The following is a 23618-nucleotide window of genomic DNA, read 5'->3' on the forward strand; positions in this document are numbered from 1 at the left end:
AATTTAGCTATAATTTTGGTTTTAAATTTATCATTGAGTTAGCTGTGAAAAAGTATTATGTACTATTAAGATATAAGCCAAATTTAAGAGTTTTAAGCTCTATACAATTTATATGTTATTTTGGGATGTGGTTTTCTCATACTGGGATTTTCACGCTTTTGATACAGATGTCAGCTCCTGTGTGGGCGATCACTTTGGCTGCTGCGATGGCATTTATCCCAAATGTGCTTTTGGCTCCTATAAATGGGGTTATAGTGGATAAATTTACCCCTAAAAAATTAATGTTGTTAATGCTATTTATAGAGACGATTACGGTTTTTATGCTTGTTTTTATCGATGATATTTCTTTGCTTTGGTTGCTTTTTGTGATAATTTTTGTTCGTATGGGCGTGGGGGTTGTCTATTTTCAAACTGAGATGAGTCTGCTACCAAATTTAATGAATAAAAAAAATCTTAAATTAGCAAATGAAATTCACTCCATAATCTGGGCTGTATCATATACTGCTGGGATGGGTTTGGCGGGGATTTTTATCCATTATTTTGGGATTAAAGCGTCATTTTTGTTTGATTTTGGATTGTATGTATTTGGTATGATTTTACTTACGCAGCTAAAAGCACCACAAATTATAAAATCAACAACGCAAAATATCTTTAATATGATGAAAGAGGGGTTAGGGTATATAAGGCGTAATGCTATATTAAAGCATATAATATTTTTACACGCATTTGTGGGCGTGACGGCTTATGATAACTTAATAGCTCTTATGGCAAAATATGAGTATAAAGAGATTATGAGTATATCTTTAATAATTGGATTTATGAATATGACAAGGGCGGTTTCGCTAGTGGTGGGGCCAATGATTTTAAGTAAATTTATAAATAATAAAACTCTTATGTGGTTATTTGTGGGGGAATTTTTAGGGATTGGGCTTTGGGCTGTTTTACAATTTAATTACTATTTGGGGCTTATAGGGCTTGTGGCGGCTGGATTTTGTACATCTACTTTGTGGTCTTATACATTTACAATGTTACAAAATAACTGCGATAAGAGATTTTATGGTAGGGTGATAGCATATAAAGATATGGTCTATTATCTGGTATCTGCTACCATATCTTTTATGATTGGAATTTTGTATGAGAGTGGGATAAGCCTAGCTATGATTACGCTTTTGATGGCGTTGATATTTTTGTTTGGGGCGTTTTATTACGCTTATGTTTATAGGCATTATGCCTTTTCATAGTAGGTAGATGATCTATCTGCTATTTTATTGTATAGATCGCAATATGGCACCAAATCGGCATTACCAAAGTAGATTCTCCCATGCGGCTTTAAAATTTTAGCAAATCTCTCAATAGTTAAAAGCCTATAATTTTCATCAAAATATATCATCATATTTCTAGATAAGATTATATCAAACTGTCCAAGAGAAAATAGAGAATCATCAAATATATTTATAGTTTTAAACTCAACCATCGGCATAAGATCTAATCTGATGCGATAATCGGATTGTTCTTTGGTGAAATATAACTCTTTTTGCGCTTCTTTGAGATGCTTGACAGATCGTTCGTTATATATGCCTTCTTTGGATTTTTGGATCATTTCAGAGTTGATATCTATGCCGGTGATTTTAAGATGATATCTATCTATTCCTATATTTTTAGATAGTATCCCAAGAGAATATACCTCTTCTCCGCTACTACATGGCGCACATAAAATTTTGACATTAGCACCGCTATGAGCTATGTTATTAGCGTATTGTATCGCTGAGTTTAGCTGATTTAGCTCACGCATAAAATATGTCTCATTTATGGTGATTAAATTTAAAAGCTCTTGCCTTAAAGCTCTATCAAATTGAAATTTGCTACATAGGGTTTGCATGTTCTCTATATTTTTATGTTTGGCGAAATTTGAAATTTTGTTTTTTACGATCTCTTTTTTACCGATTAGATCATTTCCGCTAAATTTCTTCGCTAATTCTATAAAATCTAAAATATCATTATTGCTACACTCAAATTGATTCATATAAGAAACCTTTGTAAATTTGTTTTAATCGTATCTAAATTTCCAATTTCTAAATTTGGATTTATATCTTTGGCTCGTTTTGGCATTCCATATACTATTGCTGTTTGTTCATTTTCTGCTATGCATTTGGCTCCAGCTCTATATAGATCATTTAATCCACTAGCTCCATCATCGCCTATTCCGGTGAGTAAAATACCCATTACATCTACTATTTTACATATTGGTACGGCGGATTTAAATAGCATATTGACATTTGGGTTATATGTGGTTGTGATGCCACTTTGGTCGATATTGGCTGTTAAAATTTGGTTATTTAATATAACGCTATTTTGTTCGCAGATATAAATTTTGTTTTTTAGTGTTACTTTGGTGTTTAATAACTCCACGCCAGAGTGAAGCTCTTGGCTCAATCTATCGGCAAATGAGCTAACAAAATTTTTACCCATATGCTGTGCTATGACTATAGAGGTATTTGATGGTAAGGTTATTCCATCTAATAGCTTTTTTAAATGGCCAGGGCCACCGGTGGATGCGCCGATTAAAATTAGCTTTTGTTTCAAAATTATGCTCCAAAACTTTTAGATTTAAAAAGTATAATATAATTTGACTTAAAAGCCGTTTTATATTTTTTTGATATAATTTTGACTTAAAAATTTTTACATATTGTTAAGGCTTATAATTATGATAGAAGATAGTAAAAATCCATATCAAGATATTGAGGCAGTTTCTAAGAGTATGGATGTGCCTTTAGAGTATTTGGATTTTGATATTTTAGAGATCTTTACTAGTTACAAAACTAATCCGCAAGATGAGTTTGCTCTGGCTACTGATATGAGTATATTTGATAATGATGAGTTTTTTTTGGATGCGAATTTAGCTATTACACAGAGTTATAAGGTTAAATTTTATGATACTAGAAAAGAGGTGAAAGCACGCCTTCCAAAGGTTACTCTAGGGACAAATAAATACTCCACCAAAGTAGTAGCGGTGATAGAAGAGGATGCTGTGGTGAAATACACTACATCTTTTGAAAAAGATCTAATAAATGCAATATATAAAAAGATGCTAAAAGCTGGATTTTTGCTAGGATTAAGGGAGAGGGATTTTAAAAAGAGAATTTCAAGATTAACCTCAAGCCTAAGAATTAATGAAAAAATAGAGAAAAAAGAATCCATAACCGTATCTATAGGAATCGAGCCTATACTAGCAACTAGTGGCAAGCTCTTGGTTCATTATAAAAATGGCGAAGATAATAACAATGAAAAAGGAAAGGTAAGAAAGGATATTGATAGGGGATTTTTGAGCGGTGTGTTAGAAGGTGATTTGATAATGGAGTATATCAAGCCTGTAGTTGGGGCTAATGGGCGGAATTTAAAAGGCGATATAATAGAAGTATCACCACCACAAGATAATCAAGACGCACAAATCACAGTAAGCCAAAATATCTTAGTAGAAGAGAATGAAGATCATATCAAATATATAGCTTTAAAAAGTGGTTATATCGTTGAAGAGAATAATAAATATGATATAAAAGAAGAGATAGATATAGAGTCTGTGAATTTAAAATCCACCGGATCTATCACCACTGGATTAGAATCAGATGTCAAGATAAATATCAAAGAGACAGACTATCTAAGTGATGCTATTGGTAGCGGTATGCAAGTAGAAACTAGCGAAGTTAGAGCCGTTGGTAGTGTAGCTAAAGATGCAGTTATTAAAGCAAAAAGTGTATCTATAGATGGCAATACTCACGCCCAATCTAAAATCTACACACAAACCGCAACAATATCATTGCACATGGGGTATTTGGAGTGTGATGAGGCTAAGATAGATAGATTAGAGGGTGGAAAAGTAAGGGCTAAAAAGGTCTATATAGGCTCTGTTTTGGGTGGTGATATAGAAGCTGAAGAGGTATATATAGAGACACTTCACTCAAATTCGCTTATAAGAGCATCATCAATAATAAGCATAGACTCACTTAAAGGCAGTAATAATAGATTAATAGTGGATGTAAATAGCGTATTAGATAAAAATGGAGATGTAACCATCCATCATAAGAAGATTAAAGCCTTAGAAGATGAGTTAAAAGCTCTTCCAAAAGAGCTTGAATTTAAAAAGAATATAATAGATAGCAATAAAAATTCAATCAATATGATAAAAAATAGATTATTAGAGATGAGAACAGAAGGCATCACGCCACCGGCTGCCTTTTTAAATAAATTAAAAGATTTCCAAGGATTGGTGGCTGATTATAACAAAATTTTAAAACAGATAAATTCTAAAGAGATGGAGCTAGCTACCTTAAAAGATGAATTAATCAGTATGGAGAGCATAATTTTGGATGCTAAAATCATAAATAGAGATCGCTGGACGGAGCTAAATGAGATCAAATTTAAACTTCTTGAACCACCAATAGATGTCTCATATAGCACCAAAGAAAATGAGCTAGCAAAACTAATAACGCTCAAAGCTGGAGTCGATGGATATGAGATAGTAAGGTCAAATGAGCTATGATAAAGGCTATTGAAGGTATAATCGTCAAGAAAGAGCCAACGGCGATCTGGATCAAATGCTATGGCATAACATATGGAGTTAATATATCTCTATTTACTAGTGCATCACTAAATCGTGGTGATAGCGTGGAGCTATTTATCACTCAAATTATTAGAGAAGATGCGAATTTGCTCTATGGATTTTTAAATGAGAGTGAGCAGAGAATTTTTGAATTGCTTTTAAAAGTTAGTGGGATAGGAGCTTCTACTGCGATGGCTGTTTGTTCATCTCTAAGTTCAGATGAGTTTATACTAGCTATTACTAATGGTGATGATAGCGTATTAAAGCGGGTTCCAGGCATAGGCCCAAAGACAGCTAGAACTCTCATAGCTCAGCTTAGCGATGCGAAATTGGGCGAGATAAGTAGCGTAAATAGTGCTAGCAAAGAGGCGTTTATGGCGCTTGAGAGCTTAGGATTTAAGCGAGACAAGATTACAGCAGCCTTGGCTAAATGCTCTAGCAATGATACGGCGTCTTTGATTAAAGAAGCGCTTAAAATATTATCTTAAAGGATAGAGATGGATTATGGTGTAGTTTTTGGTGGGGCGAGCTGGGAGCATGAGATTAGTATTGTTTCGGCTATCGCTATTAAAAAGGCGTTAAAAGCGAATTTGAAATTTATATTTGTAGATTCTTTAAGGGAGTTTTATCTAATTGAGCCTAATGATATGAGAGCGAATTTTTTTAGCTCTAAAAAGTATAAAAAATGTAAAAAACTATATTTAAAAGATGGTGGATTTGTCACTCACTCTATCTTTGGGGTTAAGAGTATCGGGGTGGATTGCTATATCAATCTAATACATGGTTGCGATGGCGAAGATGGCAAGATGGCTGGGTTATTTGAGTTTTACTCTCTTAAATTTATAGGGCCACGGCTTGAGGCTAGTGTGATGAGTTATTCAAAGGTTTTAACCAAATTTTTAGCTCTAAAATGCGGTGTTAAAACGCTTGATTATGAGGTGATAACTAGGGATAATAAACCAAATTTAAGCTTGCCATATATCCTAAAACCATCTCACCTTGGTAGCAGTATCGGTGTGAGCGTGGTAAGCAGTGAAGATGAGTTAGAATATGCTTTGGATGTGGGGTTTGAGTTTGATAATGAAATTTTAGTTGAGCCGTTTATAAATGGCGTTAGAGAGTTTAATCTAGCTGGATTTAGAGCTGATGGTGAGTTTGAGTTTTCTATAATCGAAGAGCCAAAAAAGAGTAAAATGCTAGATTTTGAGCAAAAATATTTGAGCTTTGCATCTTCTAGTGCGCAAGAAGCTGATATTAGTGATGATATTAAAAATAAAATGAAAGAGGCTTTTAAGCGAATTTATATTGGTGGTGGCTTTGATGGGGCGCTTATTAGGTGTGATTTTTTCGTTATTGATGATGAAATTTATCTAAATGAGATAAATCCAAATCCAGGAAGTTTGGCAAACTATCTATTTAGCGATTTTACAAGCTCTATAAATCGCTTAGTAAATAGCATTAAAGTAGATAAAAAAATACCAGTAGATTATAAATATATCAACTCAATTACAAAAAGTAAAGGCAAAATGGCTTAATAAAAGCCCTTTGGCCTTTTAAATTTCTTTTAAATTTCATCACTGATAAAGTTAATTTTGTCTATAATTTTACATAAAATTTTACGCAAGGAGCATAGATGGCAAAATTTAGCAAAGATGAGATCTATACTGCTACACAGGTTGTAAGAAATTTTAGCTCCATTTTAAGCGATATATCACAAGCCAAGATGAAAAGAGCCTTTATAGTTAAAAATAATCGCTTTGAAGCTGTGCTTTTAAATATGGATGAATACGAGAGATTAAGTGATGCCGTAGCCTTGCTAGAGGCGATTTATAATAAGAAGAAAGAGAATTAAATGGCTATAAAAGAGATAGAGTATGATGGCTTTAAATATAGATTAAGCTATGAAATTTCAGGTCAAAAAAGTGGCAAAAATATCTTGATTTTACATGGTTGGGGTGCGAATAAAGATCTGATGAAAAGCTGTTTTGATAAGTATTTGAGCGAATATAATTGCCTATATTTGGATCTGCCTGGATTTGGGCTTAGTAGTGAGCTAAAGACTCCACTTAAAAGTAGCGATTATGCGTTGATAGTGAGTAAATTTAATGAGCTTTTGGGGATTGAGTTTGATATCATTATGGGGCATAGCTTTGGTGGGAAGGTGGCTACGCTCTTATCTCCTAGGAATTTGATTTTGCTTAGCAGTGCTGGAATTGTCAAAAATAAGCGTTTTAGCGTTCGATTTAAGATAGCGATTTTTAAGATTTTAAAGCGTTTTGGGCTTGGTAAGTTTTGGCGAGTTTTTGCTAGTAAAGATGTAAATGAGATGAGTAAGATAATGTATGAAACCTTAAAAAATGTCGTAGATGAGGATTTTAGCTCTATTTTTGCTAATCTTAAATCAAATTCACTTATATTTTGGGGGATTGGTGATGAGGCGACACCGCTTAGTAGTGGAGAGAAGATTGCTAGTTTGATTAAAAATAGCAAATTTTACCCACTTGAGGGGGATCATTTTTTCTTTTTAAATCATGGCGAGTTTATCGCTCAAACTATATCTAAGGAGCTAATATGATTTTGATATTGGCTAAATTTAGCTTTGTTATGATATTTGGATACTATGTTATCACCGCTTTACAATGGTTTAGCTATAAGATTAATCGGGTAATTTTTCACTACACTAAGCCGATGTGGCATATATATTTTATCATTTTGCCATTAATTTTGATATCTGTTTTTGATAGTATAATATACCAAATTTCAATTACTATTTTATATTTGATAGCTACTATTTTGTGGGCTTATAAGCTAGATAAAAGGGTGGTGATAACTGCTAGGGTAAAGAGATTTTTTGCTTTTTTGGTGGTTGGATTTGGGCTTTTTAGCTTTTGTCCTTATAGTGGTATTTGGCTTTTTCATACGCTTTTTAGCTTGGTTTTTGCCCTTGTATTTAGTGCTATTAGTGAAAAAATTATAGCTATTTGGTATAAAAATCAAGCTTTAACTAAGCTAAAATCTATGCCAAATTTAAAAATCATCTTAGTTACAGCTAGCTTTGGTAAGACTAGTATCAAAAATTTTATCTATGATATCGCTAGTGGGGAGCTAAAAACTCACAAAACTCCAAGAAGCGTAAATACCTTGCTTGGGATTATCCGTGATATTAATGATAATTTAAGTAGTGATTGTGAGCTTTATATTGTCGAAGCTGGGGCTAGGCTTAGGGGCGATATAGATGAGATTGCTAAATTTATAAATCCGCAAATTGTGGTTATAGGGCAGATTGGTGGGGCGCATTTAGAGTATTTTGGCTCTATTGATGAGATTAGAGCAGCTAAATTAGAGGCATTAAACTCAAATAAACTTCAAAATATAATAGCGCATAGCTCTACAAATTTAGCTAGTCAAGCTATCATATATGATGAGCTAGTAAGTGGAGTTAAAAGCACTCTTGATGGACTTTGGTTTGATATGAGTTTAGATGGGATAAAAAGGCATTTTAAAGCGAATTTATTGGGTGAGTTTAATAGCTATAATCTTGCTGCTGCGATTTTGGCTGCTATGTCTGCTGGGGTTAAAAATATAAATTTAGATAGTGTAAAAAGTGTAGAGCATAGACTTCAAAAGATCGAAGCTGGAGGCAAGATTATAATCGATGATAGCTTTAATGGAAATTTAAATGGTATGATATCTAGCTATAAGCTTGTGAGTGAATTTAATGGGCGAAAAATTCTATTAACTCCAGGTATCGTAGAAGGTGGCGATGGGGTTAATAGTGAGCTTTCTAAGGTTATAAATGATATATTTGATATTGTGGTAATCACAAGTGCGTTAAATGAGAGTGAGTTAAAAAGATATCTTAATAAGCCAGAAGTTTTTGTGCTAGCTGATAAAGCCAAGATGAATGAATTTTTGGCGTCGCATACTATGAGTGGGGATCTAATACTTTTTAGTAATGATGCGCCAAGCTTTATATGAGTTAGCTACAAATTTGCTTTGGTGAGTTGATTGTGATTAGGCCTGTGATCGGGGTGATATCTATATCAATACAGCTGTTGTTTTGGTGAGTTAGGCGAATTTTACAAGTTGAGGTGATTAAATTTTGTGTAGAGTTGGTGGAGCTTTTTGGGTTGCCTTTGTATGGTCGACCGAGCTGATCAAAGCTAATTCTAGTTGAATTATAGTAGCTACAACCATCCATTAGCTCTATATCTTTGATATTAAATTTACTCATCAAATCTAGCTCATCGGTGGGATTTATACTACTTATCCCAGCGTGAGCAATGGCTAAAACCTTAGATGGATTTAGTGGATTTTTGGCTATTTCATACCCATCGGGACTTCCGCTATATTTGCCACTATCGCTGAATATGGCGTAGTGTAAGACGCTTTTTGAATCAATTGTTTTTATAAAATATATCTGCCACCTAGCTTTAAACCAATTATCATCTTCAGGGTTAAATTTATCATCTATCAAGGCTAGGTGCTGAGTATATCGCAGGTGAAATGCTACTTGATTGGCAGCTTTTAAAAGATCGTCGCTTTTAAAATTTATAGCCGTGATCGATAGGAAAATCCCGATTATCACGATGACAATTACAAGCTCAATAAGGCTAAAAGCGTCTATTTTTCGCATAGATAAAATGTAGCTATGGTTTTATTAAATTTAGATATCTTGATCTTTTGGCAAGATTTTTGTGATTTTTGGCTTAAATAGTAGTTGCCACCATCTGTGATTCCATAGATTTTGAGTCTAATTGATAGAGTTTGATTTGTGTTAATACTAGTGATACCCATAGATTTTAGCTTATTTGCTATATCTTTTGCGATATCGTATTTATAGGCAAAGTGTTGGCTTGGTCTATCTAAAAATAGATATAGATATTGATTAAAAATAATAACAAGACTATTTATAACCAAAGTAGCTAAAACAATGATAGCTAGAAATTTATGTATATTTCTAAATTTAGGAAGCCTAGAGCGATATGAGCTAAAAAATGTCCGCACCATAACAGGCACAAAAATCACACAAAATGGCAAAAATATCTCTAATTCAACCCTTTGTCTCATTGAAAGTAGCATACACACGCCAATAGCAGTTATGCTAATAAACCATAAAAATCCTTTACTCTCTTTAATAGCGATTCTATATAGAGTATATATAAAGTATATAAATACCAAAGGCGAAAATACAGCCGCAAATACCGCCATAGAGTCTAAGAAATACCCCCTAGGCTTGCCACTTGCTTCAAAGCCATTTAGATAGTACCAAATAATACAAAATACCGCACCTAAAACTGCCATTTTTTTATCTCTATTAAATATCCCAAATAGCATAATAGCAAGGTATAAAGCTATAAATGGTTCGCTAAATAATAGGGTTATGATTAGTGTTAAAATCATTAAAATTGGCTTAGAATATTGCTGAAAGAGTATTATAATGAGTGTTAAAAATATAGCGATACTAGCTTGATTAACTATAAGTGCGCTTACTAAAACTCCAGGCAAAAACATATACAAAATAGCAGCTATAACGCAATCGCTTTGCCGTTTTAAAATTTTTAATGATATTGTGTAGATAAGGCAAGAATTGGCTATATGTATCATCAAATATATCGTTCTAAGCGCAATCTCATTGCTATTAAAAATCGAGCTAATATAACGAAGTATCGCACCTAAATTTGAATTACTATAGTAAATTTGAGCCTCATGATAGCTAATACTCAATCCACTTAGGCTAAAAATTAAAAGCGATAAGTTTAAAATAATCGCCCCAAAGAGCCAAAATATATTAATTTTTGATATCACGAATCACCATTATAAAGATTAATGAGATGAAACTTACAACGCTAATAAATGATAGCATAGCGCCCCATCCAAAAGGTATATAAATAAAGCCAGGCACGAAGCTACCAAGCGCCCCACCAAAGTAATAAAAGCTCACATAAAGGCCATTTGAAATTCCCTTATGTGAAGTGGCCATTTTATTGATGAAGCCACTAGCGATAGAGTGAGCTATGAAGTTCCCAAGGCAAAATACCACCATCGCAACAAATATTAACCAAAAGCTCTCTATCCTAAAAATTTGAATAGCGATGATTAAGATGATGATCCCAACTATTATAGCTTTGATCGAACTACCTAAAAACGCCACTATCTTTTTTGTATTAAATGCTACTAATACACCGACCAAATAGCCTATATATAGCATTCCAGCCTTTGATGAGCTGTAATTATCGCTGATTTTGGCTAGCTCAAATGGGATGAAATTTAGCATCGCTTGAAATGTGAAAAATATCCCAAAGATCATTAAGAATATATATAGATTGTGCCTTGTTTTAAGCGTGTGGATTATATCTATTAGATGAGGTTTGAGATAACTAGCTTTGATATTTTGGCTAAATTTAAGTAGCAGTATCGAAGCTAAAATCGCTACACACCCAATAATAAAGAAAAAGACTCTCCACCCAAAAATATCAGTAAAAAACCCGCTTAGCGCTCTACCCATAAATCCGCCAATTATCGTAACTCCAATATATACGCCAATAGCATTTGCCACGCTATCTTTGGATGAGATTTGGCTGATATAGCTCATAATTCCTGTTAATACTGCTGGAATCAATAAGCCTTGAAAGCCACGAATATTTAAAAGCAAAAAATATGAGTGAGTTAAGCTAAATACAATCTCACTAATCCCAAGAAACAAAAAGGCTAAAACTAAGATAATTTTGATTTGAATTTTCTCAAGCAAATACCCATAGAATATCCCCGCAAATGCCAAAGGCATCATAATCGCAGTGGTAAATAGAGTAGCCTGAGTTTTTGATATTACAAGCTCATTTTCAAATACAGGCCCAATAGGCTGAGTAGCATATAAGATACATAGAGTTAGACCGGTACAAAAATAGTATAGTAAAATCTCAGCCCGTTTCATCATCTAATCCAAGCTCAAATCCCAAAAAAACTCTATCCAATCATTAGCTTCTCTAATAGTAAAATCTGCCGAGATTAAGGCTTTTGGCTTATAAAATATAGTAGCGATGGCTATTTGTAAATTTGGATATAGAGTATTTAACTTATCTTTTATAGCTAATAATGTTTCGCCGCTATCTATGATATCATCTGTGATTAAGACTCTTTTAAATTTATCTAAATTTGGGATATTATAGATTTTAATGGTATCTAGCTTTTGAGTATTGTTATAATGTATGGAATTTAAGCTAAAACAATCTCTAATATCAAGCATATTAGCCAAAAAGTGAGCTATAGTAAGTCCGCCCCTAGCAATACCTAATATAGCATCTGGATCAAACTCGCTCTTTGCTCTTTTAGCCAATATCTTGATATCACTATTAAATGTATCAAAATCATAATAGACCACTCTTACTCTCCTAATATAAATTTTAATAAATTGGGTGATGAGCTAGCGATGAAGGCAAATAGGCTAACTATGGCTAGGGTTATCACACCTAAATTTAGATCTTGATATTTTCTTAAAGCCAATTTAATGATAAAATATGAGATAAATCCAACGCTTAATCCAATTGTGATAGAGTAGGTAAGTGGCATTAATATCACGCTTAAAAATGTAGATACACAGATAGCAGGATCTTTATAATCTATCTTTCCAAGCTCACTAAACATCAAAATCCCCACCATCACAAGCACTGGATAGATCGCATTAGATGGTATAGCATTGAATAGAGGTAAGAAAAATAGGGTAAAGATAAAGAGAATTCCGATAAATACAGCCGTAAGCCCCGTTCTACCGCCAGCTTCTACGCCACTTGCGTTTTCAGCAAATGCCGTTATAGTGCTAGTCCCCATAACAGCTCCAACCATGCCAGCAATAGCATCGCTCTCTAAATTTTTAGCTAGTTTTTTCTCGCCTTCAGGAGTGTTAAATAGATTGGCTCTATTTCCAACTCCAGTAAGCATGCCTATACTATCAAATAGATGAGTAACAAATAGAGTTAAAACAGCCGGAAGTAGTGAAATTTGAAGTGCTGAAAGTATATCAAGCTCGCCAAAAATAGGAGCAATGCTAACAGGCATTGAAACTACGCTTTGTGGCATTTCATAAATTCCAAATATCCAAGCGATCGCTGAAGTGATAGCTATAGCTAAGATAAATCCTATGCGAATTTTCAAAGCCCAAAATATAATCATAAGTATAAGTCCTATAACGCCGATTAAGACCTTAGGATCAGCTATATTGCCGATTGCTACTTTGGTTGCTGGACTTGAGACTATCAATCCCATTTGAGATAAGCCAACAAAAGCTATAAAAGCACCGATACCAGCACTTATAGCGTATCTTAGATCTAGTGGGATATTTTTGATAATCCAAAGGCGAAAATTTGTAAAACTCAAAATGGTAAATATCGCCGAGCTGATAAATATAGCCCCAAGTGCGGTTTGCCAAGGAATTCCCATGCCAATTACCATACTATAAGTAAAATAAGTATTTAATCCCATTCCCGTGCTTAGTGCTACAGGGGTATTAGCCCATAAGCCATTAAAAATAGTTGCTAGAATCGTGATAATGGCCGTCGCTACCAATAAAGCGTCTTTTGGCATGCCAGCATCACTTAGTATCAAAGCATTAACAGGGATGATATACACCATAGTTAAAAATGTCGTAAGAGCGGCATTTAACTCGGTTTTTGCGGTTGTGCTATTTTGTTTTAGTTTAAATATATCCATAAAATTTTTCTAATTATAAATTTTTATCTCATTATACAAGCTATCACGCTCTACAGGCACAAAACCGCTTGTTTGGATCAACTCTATAAACTCTTTTTGGCTTTTTCCATTTTGGCTTTTTGCTCCAGCGCTACTTTGGATGCTCTCTTTTTCTATTGTTCCATCTAAATCATCAGCGCCAAATTCTTGAGCTATGAGAGCTAAATTCAAAGTAGAAGTGGCCCAATAAGCTTTAATATGATTGATATTATCAAGCAAAATTCTACTAATAGCCATAGTTTTTAATATCTCAATTGAGCCTAAAAATGGGATATTTTTAAGATAGTTATTATCTCTTTGATAGACTAATGGGATAAAAGCATTAAATCCACCGCCGTTATTTAGAGCTAGGGAGCGATCTTGTAGTGAGCGAATTCTAAGGATATGATCGATTCTATGCTCTTTACTCTCTATATGACCAAATAGCATTGTAGCGTTGCTTTGGCGACCTTTTTGGTGCCAAAGGGAGTGGATTTTAAGCCAATTATCACTGCTTACTTTACCTTTACAAATTTCATTTCTAACGCCCTCATCAAATATTTCAGCCCCACCGCCAGGCATACTATCTACACCATACTCAATCATCTTTTCTATCACTTCTTCATAGCTTAAATTATGCTTTCTATGTAGATAATCCACTTCGGCAGCCGTGAGCGCTTTTATATGTAAATTTGGATATTTATCTTTAATCATTTTAAATATCTCTAAATACCATTGCCAAGATACATTTGGATTGTGCGCTGAGACAATGTGTATCTCTTTAACGCCATTTAATACGCTTTTATCTACAATCTCCATTATCTCTTCATGGCTCATTGTATAGGTTTTTAAAGAGTTTTGGCGATGTGATGAAAAAGCGCAAAATTTACATACATCAGAGCATAAATTTGTTGGATTTATATGGCGATTGATATTAAAATATATCTTTTTACCATTTTTGGCCTCTCTAATTTTGTTAGCATATTTGCCAAGTGTAAATAGATCTAAGTTATAAAGCTTAGTTGCGTCTTCAAACTCTAATCTTTGGTTATTTTCTAATTTTTCTATTAAATTCATAATCAACTCTACTTAAAAAAATGAAAGCCAAATTATATGCTAAAGAGACTTAAAAAGCTTTTATTTAAGCTAAATTTAATCCAATATCACATTTGATTCTTTATCTGCTCTCTTTTTTGGCTCTACCTTAGCTGGAGTTAAATAGCCATTTTCTATCATCAACTCAATAGTAGAGCGAAATATCGGAAGCGCACTCCACGAAGCGTAGTAATATGGATATGGTCGCATAGGCTCACGCACCAAAACGCCAATTGTGTATTCTTTGCCATTTGCATCACGGACAAAACCAAAGAAATTCGCATTATAACGCTTATCACTATATCCGCCACTTGCTGCTATGTGAGCGGTGCCGGTTTTGCCGCCTATTATAAGGCCTGGAATTTGAGTTTTTCTAGCTGTGCCATTTGGGCTTTCTACGACTTTTATTAGGATCTCTTTCATCTTTTGGGCGCTTGATTTTGGTAGTATTTGACTCTTTTCTTGATCTTTGTATTTGTAGTTTTTTTGATCTTTTTCTAGGTGGCTTACGATGCGTGGAGTTATCATTACACCATCATTTGTGATTGCGTTATAGGCGCTTAGAAGTTGTATAAATGTAGCTTGGACGCCATATCCGTAGCTTAGAGTTGATTTATATACCTTGTTTTTTAGTTTTGATATAGATGGGAGTGTGCCGACTTGTTCATAGCTTAGATCGATTCCGCTCTTTCTAGAAAAACCAAAATCCAAAAGACCATTATATAACTCAAATTCATTTAATCTATCTACGATTTGGATCATACCGACATTTGAAGATTCTACGATCACATCTTGAGCGCTTAGGGTATCATTTTTGTGGCTATCTGTGATTACTCTTTTGCCTAGTTTGTATTTACCACCATAGACATTTATAGTCTCTAATGGATCGATTTTGTCTGCTTTTAAGAGTAGGGCAAAGATAAAAGGCTTCATAACAGAGCCCATCTCATAGGCGTATTCACTTGCGGTTGAATTTAAGGCTTGATAATCATTTTTGGTTATATTTGATGGATTGTAGCGTGAGGTTGAAACGAGCGAGATTATAGAGCCGGTTTTAGCCTCCATCACGCCTATTATAACCTCTTTTGCTATTAGCTCATTCATCTTAGTTACAGCCATTTTTTCTAAAATTTTTTGAAGTTTTAAAGGTATATTTAAAACCACATTATACCCATCAATACGGCGTGATATATCGGCATCTTTGCTTAGTATAATTGTATTTGCTAAATCCCTTGGTCCTTTGGTTAGCTCATCTTGAGTAGAAGAGAGTAGGTCATCATATACCTTTTCAATACCTTTTACCCCTTCAACTTTGGTAATTCCATTAATCTCTATTTTTTTGATATAGCCAATAGTCGGTGTCAGGGCGTCTTTTGCCATGTATAATCTCTTTTGTCCGCTTTCTACAATGCTCATTCCTTGAGTTGAGACTATACCTGTTTTTGGGTCTTGATATGCTATAAATACTTTGTTTCTATATAGTTTTCTAGCTAACTCTTTTAGATAGGCAGCGCCTTTGGCATCAATCTCATAAGAGAGTGTAACTAAGCCTTTTTTGGATAGAATTTTTCTAATTTTTTTAGGATCATCACCGCTATATAGTGTGTATAATTTGATAAATAGCTCTTTTTTATTTGGGTCTATATTCCTAGTATCTACCATAGCTTTAAAGAGTTTTTGGCTACTTGCTAGGCTAAATCCATCTTTGCTTAAGATGGAGCCACGCAATGCACTTGTATAGTCGCTACTTTGGAGTTTGGGAAGTCTTCTTTCGATACTGGAGCGATAAAATATAACTACTAAAAATACAAAAATAGCAAGTATTACTAATGCAAATACTGCATAAACCTTGCCTTGACTGCTATTTTGACTCATTATAGCTGCGTTCTTGCTATCTCTTTATAAGCGCTTATAGCTTTATTTCTTACTTCTAGCATTAGTTTCATGCTAGTTTCTGCTTTACCGATTGCGATGGCTGCTTGGTGTAGGTCTTTTACCTCGCCTGTAGCAAGGTCAGCTACAGCTTTGTCGGCTTTTTGTTGGACGGCGTTTAATTCACCTAGGGTTTTATTTAATATATCAGAGAAACTTTGATCTGTTAAATTTCTGTTTTTGCTATTTTGTTGCTCTAATTGATTTAAATTCGATATGTTATTAATATTCATCTATTATCCTTTTATCATATCAATAGCACTTGTCGCTATCGCTTTGGCACTTTGAAATGCTGAGACATTAGCTTGATATGCTCTTGTGGCTTCTATTAAATCGGCCATTTCTATAACTGGGTTAATATTTGGTAGCATTACATAGCCTTTGTCATTTGCATCTGGGTGAGTAGGGTCAAATTTTAGTTTAAAATCCTTATCATCACGGACAATTTTATCTACTATAACCGTAGATACCGCAGGTTTAGGAAACCTTGGTGCGTCTATATCATCTAATGGATTTTCATTTTCTAAAAATTCATTTTTGCTATTTATTTGATTATTTAGCTCTTTATCAAATTCAATCTCTTTAAATACAACCTCTTTACGGCGATATGGGCCACCTTCGGCTGTTCTTGTGGTGTGAGCATTGGCGATATTAGAGCTAATAATATTCATTCTAAAGCGTTGAGCGCTTAATCCATATCCACTAATATCAAAATCACTTAAATATGCCATCATTTATCCTTTAGATTTTTGAGCTTGCGTCTATAACGCTTTTAAAGATATCGCCATGCTTTTTACTAGCTGAGTCTAGGGCTTGGATCATCAAGACATTTTTGCTCATTTCACTTGTTTCAATATCCAAATCCACGGTATTAGCATCATTTCTAGCCATATGACCATCTCTTAGATAGATAGTTGGAATTTTAGAAGATGGGAAATTTATAGCCGCAAAATGCTTATCATTTGTCCTAGCGAGTTCTAATTTTGGCTCACTTTGGCCTTGATTATAGATCTCTTTTCTCTTTTCTATTAGAGCTGTTTCAAAGTCAATATCTTTGGCTTTATAAAAAGGAGTATCGATATTTGCGATATTGCTAGTGATTAATTGATTGCGAGTAACTCTACTACTAAGGGCAGAATCAACTAATTGCTTTGACTTACTAGTGGTAAAACCTGCATACATCTGATATCCTTTTAAATTTATTAGGCGGATTAAGCAAAATTTATTCCAAATTTGGCTCTAAATCACTAAATTTCGCAAATCCGCTAGGTTGATTTGACTTAATCTTTAAAATAGCTAAAAACTCATCTCTAGATATATCTTTAGCTCCCATAAACTCAAGATGCGGATTCATAACTTGCGCATCTATGATAAAATCATATTTTGCTAAGGTTTTAGCTAGTGCTACCAAAGCTACTTTGGAGGCGTTCTTGCCTTTGCTTATCATACTTTCACCGCAAAAAACCTTACCAAATATCAATCCATAAAGTCCGCCAATAAGCTCATCATTATAATAGACCTCCACACTGTGAGCGTAGCCAAGATCGTGCATTTGAGTATAGCTATCTACGACATTTTGATCTATCCAAGTTGGCTCTTTAAGCTCTCTTTGGGTTTTACAAAAATTGATAAAATTTCTAAAATTATAATCAAATTTAACTCTATAATCCCTTAAAAATGGTTTTAAACTCTTTTGAATTTTCACATCTTTGGGATAAAATATCGCACGAGGGTCAGGGCTATGCCAAAGTATCATTCCATCGCTCGGCCAAGGAAAAATGCCATGAGTATAAGCATCGATTAAAATTTCGCTACTAAGATTGCCGCCAAGACCTAGCGGCTCATCTTTTGGGGCTTTGGATGGATCTGGGAAGAAGGATTTCATCTAATCTTTTCACTATCAAAATTAAATTTAAATTCCCCACCATCAAAGTCTATATCAACCTTGCCGCCATTTTTTAAAGCCCCAAAAAGCAGCTCTTTGGATAGCTTAAGATTAATTTTATCTTTAATAGTTCGTTTAAGATTTCTAGCGCCAAATTCACTACTATATCCAAGTTTAATAATCTCATTAATCGCATTTTTGCTAATAGATATAGAGATTTTTTTGGCTGATAGCTCTAGCTCTTTTATCTCTTTTTGGACTATTTTTTCTAAGACTTCGTGGCTTAGAGTGTTGAAATTTATAATCTTATCAATTCTATTTCTAAACTCCGCAGCAAAAAATCCCTTCACAGCTCTATCTGTTTTATCGCTATCATCTTTATTAAATCCCATAATCGGTGCTTCTTTGGTGCCCAAATTTGAGCTCATTATGATAATTGTGTTTTTAAAATCACTCTTATTTCCACTTGCATCACTTAGAGTTGCGCTATCAAAAATCTGTAAAAATATATTTAATAACTCTGGATGAGCCTTCTCAATCTCATCAAACAAAATCACGCTATAAGGGTGCTTTTTAACCATATTTGTAAGCATTCCGCCATTTTCAAATCCTATATATCCAGGAGGTGCGCCAATGAGCTTAGCTACGGCGTGTTTCTCCATATATTCGCTCATATCAAATCTCTCAAAATGGATATTTAAAGCATTTGCTAGCTCTTTTGCTAACTCAGTTTTACCCACACCGCTACTTCCAGTAAATAAAAATACACCAATTGGCCTATTTGGCTCATTTAATCCTGCATATGATGTGATTAAAGCGTCATTTAAGCTCTTTATAGCTAGGTCTTGACCAAATATTTTTTGGTTTAATATAGTGGATAGATTTTTTAAAATTTGAGTGTTATCAGAGCTTGTTTGGATATTTGAGATATTGGCTATTTTAGAGACAATTTCATTGATTTTGGCTTTTGTTACGCTTTTTTTATTCTCGATATTTGCCGATGCGCCAGCCTCATCAATGATATCTATAGCGCTATCAGGTAGGAATTTGTCAGTTAGATATCGCTTAGCCATCTCTATACTTTGGCTTAAAATTTCATCGCTATATTTGACATTATGAAATTTCTCATAAGTTGGCCTTAAGCCTTTTAATATCTCTAAGGTCTCTTCTTTGCTTGGTTCGGCGACATCTATTTTATTAAATCTACGAAGCAAGGCTCTATCTTTATTGAAATTTCTAAACTCATTATAAGTAGTTGCGCCAATACATCTTATATCGCCATTTGCTAAGTGTGGTTTTAAGATATTTGCCGCATCTTGGCCATTATCATTGCTCCCTGTGTTTAGGATAGTGTGAATTTCATCTATGAAAATTATATGATTTTTATTATCTTTTAAGCGACTTATAATCTCTTTTAATCTCTCTTCAAACTCGCCCCTATACTTCGCTCCAGCTAAAATAGCAAAGATATCTAAGCTAAAAATCACGCTATCTTTTAATCTATCAGGAACCTTTCCATCTACTATTCTTTGGGCTATTCCTTGGACTATTGCGGTTTTACCAACTCCAGCTTCGCCTACAAAAATCGGATTATTTTTCTTATGTCGGCATAGAATTTGAAGAGCTTTGTCAATCTCTTTATCTCTATTTATCACAGGGTCTATTTGATGATTTTTGACTAATTCATTTAAATTTGTAGCTACAGATAATAGCTCATTATCATCTAAATTTAATCCGTGAAATTCAAGCAGTTGATAGGCTTGTGAGTTTTTATCACTCAAAATTTCATCCAAAAAATCTTCAATCCCAAAGCTCTCTTCTTCGCTTATGCTAGAGAGCAATTCGCTAAGCTTGTGTGTAAGCATAGGCGGCTTTTTATCATTTGATTTTGGCGACTCTTTTAAGATATTGATTAGATCATTTCTAAAAGCCACAACATCATTGATACCGATATTTTCTAATAATTTTATAAATTCCTTATCAAATGTCAAAGTGTATAAAATATGCTCTGAGCTGATATATTCGTGTGATTGTGATACCGCTAGATCGTTTGCTTGTTTTATTGATATTGCTAGATTTTGTTCTATCATTAATCCTCTTTTATAACGCATTTTAATGGAAATCCATTTGCCTTAGCTAGGCTTAAGGTTTGGTTTTGCTTGGTTTGGGCGATCTCTTTTGTGTAAATTCCGCAAACAGCGCTACCATTTTTATGAATTTTCATCATCAATTCTATAGCTTGCTTTAGCTCTTTATTGAAAATTTCACAAAGCACCATCACTACAAAATCCATTGTAGTTACATCATCATTTAATAAAATCACCTTAAAAAGAGTTGGTTTAAACTCTTTTAATTTGGTTTTTGTATTAAGGCTTCTTTTAGTTTGCATTTAAGATCTTATCTATATCTTGGCTAATTGTGTTGGTGCTAACTTCACCTAGATAGAATTTATTTCCAACTGCTGTGCCATCTATATTGTCGCTTAAACTTTGGTAAATGCCATCTTTTAAAACCACTTTAAATGGTATAGAGAGCGCTCTATTGTAGCTTATATCATTTAGAATTTGATCTATGATTTTGCTATTTTCTTTTGAATTTGCTATGAAGTAATAGGCGTTATATTTTTTACTAAAATTCTCTAAAACATACTCATCACTTACATCTTCAAAGTGAATTAACCCAATTATCATAAATTTATCTGCGTTTTTAAGCTGAAAATCCATTAAATGTGGAGCCTCTTTTTGGCATGGGGCGCAGTAAGTTCCAAATATATCAAGCATTAGAATTTTATCGCTATCTTTGAGTTTAAAGCCATTTTCAGTGCGAATTATCGTAGCTTTAGTGCCGATTATACTGGTTAATTCTATCTCATCGCCTGTTTTATAATAGTTTGATTGTTCTATTTGAGTTTGAGTTGTCTTATCTTGATTACACCCATTAAGTGCGAAAAGTGCTATTAAAAATAGGGCTATAAATTTAATATTTTTCATATTTTATCCTTTATAAATATCTTTTTAGAGCGGCTCTAGCTTCTAAATTTGCTTGTTTTTCTTTGAGAGCTTCTCTTTTATCGTGTAAATTTTTACCTTTGGCTAGGGCGATATTTACTTTGACTATATTTTTGTGATTTAGATATAGATTCAAAACTACGATTGTTAGCCCATCGGTGCTAACTTTGCCAAGGAGTTTATCTATCTGTTTGCGGTGCATAAGGAGCTTTCTAGGCGATCTCTCATCAGGGCGAAAGTGTGAGTGAGCAGTTTGCAGATGGCTTATGTGTGCGTTTAACAAAAAGAGCTCACCTTTGATGATTCTCACAAAGCTATCTTTTAAATTTGCTCTACCAGCACGAAGTGCCTTGACTTCGCTACCTTGTAAGACTATACCGGCTTCAAAGCTTTCAATAATCGTATAATCATGAAGTGCTTTTTTGTTTTTTGCTAGTTCTTTTCCCATTTTTATGCTTTTTACTTTATAAAACTTGGATTATAACCTAATATTGTGAATTTAGTATCAATAAGAGTGCTATAAAGCACCCTTATTTTATCTTTTGTAATTTTTAACAAATTCAGATATACGATCAATACCACGCTTTAAGCTCTCTATATCACAAGCAAAGCTAACTCTAAAGTATCCATCCATACCAAATCCCACGCCAGGCACAGTAGCTACTAAGGCTTTTTCTAATAGCTCTTGGCAAAATTTCATTGAGTCAGGCTCTACGCTTTTACAATTTACAAATAGATAAAATGCACCTTCAGGGCAGATAACGCTTAGATTATCTATGCTATTTATAGCTTTTACGGCGTAATCTCTACGCTCTATAAATTTGCTTTTCATATATGCTATATCGTTATCAGCTTTACCTAGAAGCGCTGGGATAGCGCCGGCTTGGACGATGCTAGAGATATTGCTAGTGCTTTGGCTTTGAAGTTTTCTAACAGCTTTATTTAACTCATCAATATTGCTAGCCATATAGCCAAATCTCCAGCCTGGCATCGCTCCGCATTTGCTTAGGCCGTTTATTGTGATTGTTCTATTAAACATATCATCGCTAATTGAAGCTGATGCTACAAATTCGCCATCGTATGTTAATTTTTCGTAAATTTCATCGCTAATTACTAATATATTGCTACCTTTTAATACTTCACCTATGGCTTCAAGCTCAGCTCTGCTATATAGGCTACCGCATGGGTTGTTTGGGCTATTTAATACTATTGCTCTTGTTTTTGAAGTTATAGAAGATTTAATCTCATCGGCTGTGAGTTTAAATTTATTCTCTTCTTTGGTCTCTACTATAACAGGCACACCGCCGCAATATTTGACAATTTCAGGATAGCTTACCCAATATGGAGATGGGATTACAACCTCATCAAAGTGATTTAAAATAGCTGAAAATAGGTTAAATAATGAGTGTTTAGCACCTACATTTGTGATTATCTGATTTGGTTTGTAATTTAGATTGTTATCCCTTTTTAACTTTGTAACAATCGCTTCTAATACCTCAGGCGTTCCCGGCACAGGCGTGTATTTACCACAACCATTGTCTAATGCTGATTTTACTGCATTTTTAATAACTTCTGGCGTATCAAAATCTGGCTCACCAGCACTAAAGCTAATTACATCTAGACCGGCTGCTTTCATCTCTTTAGCTTTTGCGCTAATTGCGATTGTAAGGCTCTCGCTTAGGACTGAAATTCGTTTAGATAATAACATTTTTACTCCTTTATTGATTTTATATATTCTTGATATTTTTTATCTAATTGAGTGCTATTTTGACACTCTAAATTTTCTACTCTTTCTATGAGATATATTAGTAACTCTTTTGTAATATCGGGTAGCTTATTATGCTCAAATGGGCGATTATCACTACTTATACATTTAGCAGGGATTCCAACGGCAGTAGAGTTAGGTGGGACATCCTTGACTACTACTGAATTTGCGCCTATTTTAGAGCCTTTGCCTATTGTTATATTGCCTAAAATTTTAGCCCCTGCGCCAACTACAACTCCATCTTCTAAAGTAGGGTGCCTTTTGCCTTTATCTAGGCTTACTCCACCTAAGGTTACACCTTGATATATCAAACAATCATTGCCGATTATAGCAGTCTCACCTATAACAATCCCCGTAGCATGATCTATAAAAACTCGCTTTCCAACTACGGCAGCGGGATGTAGATCAACTCTAGTTAAAAAGTTGCTAATACCAGCTAAGATTCTAGCTAATTTATGCCACTTTCTTATCCATAAAGCGTGAATAAATCGGTGATTAACTATCGCCCACACGCCAGGATAGTTAAATATCAGATCTACGAAGCTTCGATATGCAGGGTCTTGAGATTTTGGTTGTGATAGATCTTCTATTATGGTTTTGAAAATTCCCATT

The 23618-nt window shown here is 34.1% G+C and carries 26 protein-coding genes; 7 read left to right on the forward strand and 19 right to left on the reverse strand.

The window, feature by feature from the left end; all coding sequences use genetic code 11:
- Positions 1 to 44: 44 nt before the first annotated feature.
- Positions 45 to 1241, forward strand: a complete 1197-nt coding sequence (locus CLAN_RS03325; RefSeq protein ID WP_100590588.1) for an MFS transporter — start codon at positions 45 to 47, stop codon at positions 1239 to 1241.
- On the opposite strand, the gene CLAN_RS03330 is transcribed toward CLAN_RS03325, so the two are convergent.
- A complete protein-coding gene (locus CLAN_RS03330) occupies positions 1226 to 2023 on the reverse strand; it encodes a CheR family methyltransferase (RefSeq protein ID WP_100590589.1) in 798 nt (265 codons plus the stop codon). The genes CLAN_RS03325 and CLAN_RS03330 overlap by 16 nt on opposite strands.
- The gene (locus CLAN_RS03335; protein WP_100590590.1) at positions 2020 to 2583 is read right to left on the reverse strand and encodes a chemotaxis protein CheB; all 564 of its coding nucleotides are present in this window, start codon (positions 2581 to 2583) and stop codon (positions 2020 to 2022) included. The genes CLAN_RS03330 and CLAN_RS03335 overlap by 4 nt, the downstream gene beginning before the upstream one ends.
- A gap of 121 nt (positions 2584 to 2704) precedes the next feature.
- Here CLAN_RS03335 and CLAN_RS03340 point away from each other — a divergent pair, with 121 nt between their 5' ends.
- The 6 genes from CLAN_RS03340 to CLAN_RS03365 all read left to right on the forward strand — a co-directional run bounded on the left by CLAN_RS03340 (position 2705) and on the right by CLAN_RS03365 (position 8575).
- Positions 2705 to 4537, forward strand: coding sequence for a flagellar assembly protein A (locus tag CLAN_RS03340; protein WP_167368925.1), 1833 nt, complete (start codon positions 2705 to 2707; stop codon positions 4535 to 4537).
- The gene (gene ruvA / locus CLAN_RS03345) at positions 4534 to 5085 is read left to right on the forward strand and encodes a Holliday junction branch migration protein RuvA (RefSeq protein ID WP_096013349.1); all 552 of its coding nucleotides are present in this window, start codon (positions 4534 to 4536) and stop codon (positions 5083 to 5085) included. Before CLAN_RS03340 ends, ruvA begins: the two co-directional genes overlap by 4 nt.
- A gap of 9 nt (positions 5086 to 5094) precedes the next feature.
- A complete protein-coding gene (locus CLAN_RS03350) occupies positions 5095 to 6132 on the forward strand; it encodes a D-alanine--D-alanine ligase (RefSeq protein ID WP_100590591.1) in 1038 nt (345 codons plus the stop codon).
- Positions 6133 to 6230: 98 nt separating this feature from the next.
- Entirely contained in the window at positions 6231 to 6449 is a 219-nt protein-coding gene (locus CLAN_RS03355) for a prevent-host-death protein (RefSeq protein WP_096013347.1), read from the forward strand.
- Entirely contained in the window at positions 6450 to 7172 is a 723-nt protein-coding gene (locus tag CLAN_RS03360) for an alpha/beta fold hydrolase (RefSeq protein ID WP_096017116.1), read from the forward strand.
- A complete protein-coding gene (locus CLAN_RS03365) occupies positions 7169 to 8575 on the forward strand; it encodes a Mur ligase family protein (protein ID WP_096013345.1) in 1407 nt (468 codons plus the stop codon). Before CLAN_RS03360 ends, CLAN_RS03365 begins: the two co-directional genes overlap by 4 nt.
- Before the next feature lies 1 nt (position 8576).
- Here CLAN_RS03365 and CLAN_RS03370 read toward each other — a convergent pair whose 3' ends face one another.
- From CLAN_RS03370 to cysE, 17 genes are all read right to left on the reverse strand, one after another.
- Positions 8577 to 9233, reverse strand: coding sequence for a prepilin-type N-terminal cleavage/methylation domain-containing protein (locus CLAN_RS03370; RefSeq protein ID WP_100590592.1), 657 nt, complete (start codon positions 9231 to 9233; stop codon positions 8577 to 8579).
- On the reverse strand, positions 9221 to 10405 hold the full coding sequence (locus tag CLAN_RS03375; protein ID WP_167368926.1) for a hypothetical protein: 1185 nt from the start codon (positions 10403 to 10405) through the stop codon (positions 9221 to 9223). The genes CLAN_RS03370 and CLAN_RS03375 overlap by 13 nt, the downstream gene beginning before the upstream one ends.
- Entirely contained in the window at positions 10389 to 11531 is a 1143-nt protein-coding gene (locus CLAN_RS03380; protein ID WP_096018888.1) for an MFS transporter, read from the reverse strand. Before CLAN_RS03380 ends, CLAN_RS03375 begins: the two co-directional genes overlap by 17 nt.
- A 3-nt stretch (positions 11532 to 11534) precedes the next feature.
- Positions 11535 to 11978, reverse strand: coding sequence for a phosphoribosyltransferase (locus CLAN_RS03385; protein ID WP_096020714.1), 444 nt, complete (start codon positions 11976 to 11978; stop codon positions 11535 to 11537).
- 2 nt (positions 11979 to 11980) lie between these two features.
- On the reverse strand, positions 11981 to 13303 hold the full coding sequence (locus CLAN_RS03390; protein WP_100590593.1) for an NCS2 family permease: 1323 nt from the start codon (positions 13301 to 13303) through the stop codon (positions 11981 to 11983).
- Positions 13304 to 13312: 9 nt separating this feature from the next.
- On the reverse strand, positions 13313 to 14401 hold the full coding sequence (gene mqnE, locus CLAN_RS03395) for an aminofutalosine synthase MqnE (protein ID WP_232045883.1): 1089 nt from the start codon (positions 14399 to 14401) through the stop codon (positions 13313 to 13315).
- Positions 14402 to 14473: 72 nt separating this feature from the next.
- The gene (locus CLAN_RS03400) at positions 14474 to 16291 is read right to left on the reverse strand and encodes a peptidoglycan D,D-transpeptidase FtsI family protein (protein WP_100590594.1); all 1818 of its coding nucleotides are present in this window, start codon (positions 16289 to 16291) and stop codon (positions 14474 to 14476) included.
- Positions 16291 to 16581, reverse strand: coding sequence for a flagellar hook-basal body complex protein FliE (gene fliE, locus CLAN_RS03405; RefSeq protein WP_096013338.1), 291 nt, complete (start codon positions 16579 to 16581; stop codon positions 16291 to 16293). Before fliE ends, CLAN_RS03400 begins: the two co-directional genes overlap by 1 nt.
- 3 nt (positions 16582 to 16584) lie before the next feature.
- Positions 16585 to 17079 carry a flagellar basal body rod protein FlgC gene (gene flgC, locus CLAN_RS03410; RefSeq protein ID WP_096013337.1) on the reverse strand — a complete coding sequence of 165 codons (495 nt, stop codon included), beginning with the start codon at positions 17077 to 17079 and terminating at the stop codon, positions 16585 to 16587.
- A gap of 10 nt (positions 17080 to 17089) precedes the next feature.
- On the reverse strand, positions 17090 to 17530 hold the full coding sequence (gene flgB, locus CLAN_RS03415) for a flagellar basal body rod protein FlgB (RefSeq protein ID WP_096014684.1): 441 nt from the start codon (positions 17528 to 17530) through the stop codon (positions 17090 to 17092).
- A gap of 40 nt (positions 17531 to 17570) precedes the next feature.
- Positions 17571 to 18233, reverse strand: coding sequence for a leucyl/phenylalanyl-tRNA--protein transferase (gene aat / locus CLAN_RS03420; protein ID WP_100590595.1), 663 nt, complete (start codon positions 18231 to 18233; stop codon positions 17571 to 17573).
- Positions 18230 to 20323, reverse strand: a complete 2094-nt coding sequence (locus CLAN_RS03425) for an AAA family ATPase (protein WP_100590596.1) — start codon at positions 20321 to 20323, stop codon at positions 18230 to 18232. Before CLAN_RS03425 ends, aat begins: the two co-directional genes overlap by 4 nt.
- Positions 20323 to 20622 (reverse strand): ATP-dependent Clp protease adaptor ClpS, encoded by a 300-nt coding sequence (locus CLAN_RS03430; RefSeq protein ID WP_086229099.1) that lies wholly within the window; start codon positions 20620 to 20622, stop codon positions 20323 to 20325. The genes CLAN_RS03425 and CLAN_RS03430 overlap by 1 nt, the downstream gene beginning before the upstream one ends.
- Positions 20612 to 21223, reverse strand: a complete 612-nt coding sequence (locus CLAN_RS03435; protein ID WP_096013333.1) for a thioredoxin domain-containing protein — start codon at positions 21221 to 21223, stop codon at positions 20612 to 20614. The genes CLAN_RS03430 and CLAN_RS03435 overlap by 11 nt, the downstream gene beginning before the upstream one ends.
- A gap of 10 nt (positions 21224 to 21233) precedes the next feature.
- On the reverse strand, positions 21234 to 21689 hold the full coding sequence (gene smpB, locus CLAN_RS03440) for an SsrA-binding protein SmpB (RefSeq protein WP_096013332.1): 456 nt from the start codon (positions 21687 to 21689) through the stop codon (positions 21234 to 21236).
- 87 nt (positions 21690 to 21776) lie between these two features.
- Entirely contained in the window at positions 21777 to 22949 is a 1173-nt protein-coding gene (locus CLAN_RS03445; protein ID WP_100590597.1) for a pyridoxal phosphate-dependent aminotransferase, read from the reverse strand.
- 2 nt (positions 22950 to 22951) lie between these two features.
- Positions 22952 to 23617: a serine O-acetyltransferase gene (gene cysE / locus CLAN_RS03450; RefSeq protein ID WP_096013330.1), complete on the reverse strand. Its 666-nt coding sequence runs from the start codon at positions 23615 to 23617 to the stop codon at positions 22952 to 22954.
- Between the last annotated feature and the right edge of the window lies 1 nt (position 23618).

The sequence above is a fragment of the Campylobacter lanienae NCTC 13004 genome, assembly GCF_002139935.1.
Classification (GTDB): Bacteria; Campylobacterota; Campylobacteria; order Campylobacterales; family Campylobacteraceae; genus Campylobacter; species Campylobacter lanienae.

What these genes read in the sequence shown, in the direction of transcription:
- CLAN_RS03425 (WP_100590596.1), bottom strand. Translation starts at nt 20,323, where the DNA reads ATGATAGAACAAAATCTAGCAATATCAATAAAACAAGCAAACGATCTA.
- fliE (WP_096013338.1), bottom strand. Translation starts at nt 16,581, where the DNA reads ATGAATATTAATAACATATCGAATTTAAATCAATTAGAGCAACAAAAT.
- ruvA (WP_096013349.1), top strand. Translation starts at nt 4,534, where the DNA reads ATGATAAAGGCTATTGAAGGTATAATCGTCAAGAAAGAGCCAACGGCG.
- cysE (WP_096013330.1), bottom strand. Translation starts at nt 23,617, where the DNA reads ATGGGAATTTTCAAAACCATAATAGAAGATCTATCACAACCAAAATCT.
- smpB (WP_096013332.1), bottom strand. Translation starts at nt 21,689, where the DNA reads ATGGGAAAAGAACTAGCAAAAAACAAAAAAGCACTTCATGATTATACG.
- CLAN_RS03365 (WP_096013345.1), top strand. Translation starts at nt 7,169, where the DNA reads ATGATTTTGATATTGGCTAAATTTAGCTTTGTTATGATATTTGGATAC.
- flgC (WP_096013337.1), bottom strand. Translation starts at nt 17,079, where the DNA reads ATGGCATATTTAAGTGATTTTGATATTAGTGGATATGGATTAAGCGCT.
- CLAN_RS03435 (WP_096013333.1), bottom strand. Translation starts at nt 21,223, where the DNA reads ATGAAAAATATTAAATTTATAGCCCTATTTTTAATAGCACTTTTCGCA.
- flgB (WP_096014684.1), bottom strand. Translation starts at nt 17,530, where the DNA reads ATGTATGCAGGTTTTACCACTAGTAAGTCAAAGCAATTAGTTGATTCT.
- CLAN_RS03400 (WP_100590594.1), bottom strand. Translation starts at nt 16,291, where the DNA reads ATGAGTCAAAATAGCAGTCAAGGCAAGGTTTATGCAGTATTTGCATTA.
- CLAN_RS03340 (WP_167368925.1), top strand. Translation starts at nt 2,705, where the DNA reads ATGATAGAAGATAGTAAAAATCCATATCAAGATATTGAGGCAGTTTCT.
- CLAN_RS03445 (WP_100590597.1), bottom strand. Translation starts at nt 22,949, where the DNA reads ATGTTATTATCTAAACGAATTTCAGTCCTAAGCGAGAGCCTTACAATC.
- CLAN_RS03330 (WP_100590589.1), bottom strand. Translation starts at nt 2,023, where the DNA reads ATGAATCAATTTGAGTGTAGCAATAATGATATTTTAGATTTTATAGAA.
- CLAN_RS03430 (WP_086229099.1), bottom strand. Translation starts at nt 20,622, where the DNA reads ATGCAAACTAAAAGAAGCCTTAATACAAAAACCAAATTAAAAGAGTTT.
- CLAN_RS03380 (WP_096018888.1), bottom strand. Translation starts at nt 11,531, where the DNA reads ATGAAACGGGCTGAGATTTTACTATACTATTTTTGTACCGGTCTAACT.
- CLAN_RS03370 (WP_100590592.1), bottom strand. Translation starts at nt 9,233, where the DNA reads ATGCGAAAAATAGACGCTTTTAGCCTTATTGAGCTTGTAATTGTCATC.
- CLAN_RS03355 (WP_096013347.1), top strand. Translation starts at nt 6,231, where the DNA reads ATGGCAAAATTTAGCAAAGATGAGATCTATACTGCTACACAGGTTGTA.
- CLAN_RS03350 (WP_100590591.1), top strand. Translation starts at nt 5,095, where the DNA reads ATGGATTATGGTGTAGTTTTTGGTGGGGCGAGCTGGGAGCATGAGATT.
- CLAN_RS03390 (WP_100590593.1), bottom strand. Translation starts at nt 13,303, where the DNA reads ATGGATATATTTAAACTAAAACAAAATAGCACAACCGCAAAAACCGAG.
- aat (WP_100590595.1), bottom strand. Translation starts at nt 18,233, where the DNA reads ATGAAATCCTTCTTCCCAGATCCATCCAAAGCCCCAAAAGATGAGCCG.
- CLAN_RS03360 (WP_096017116.1), top strand. Translation starts at nt 6,450, where the DNA reads ATGGCTATAAAAGAGATAGAGTATGATGGCTTTAAATATAGATTAAGC.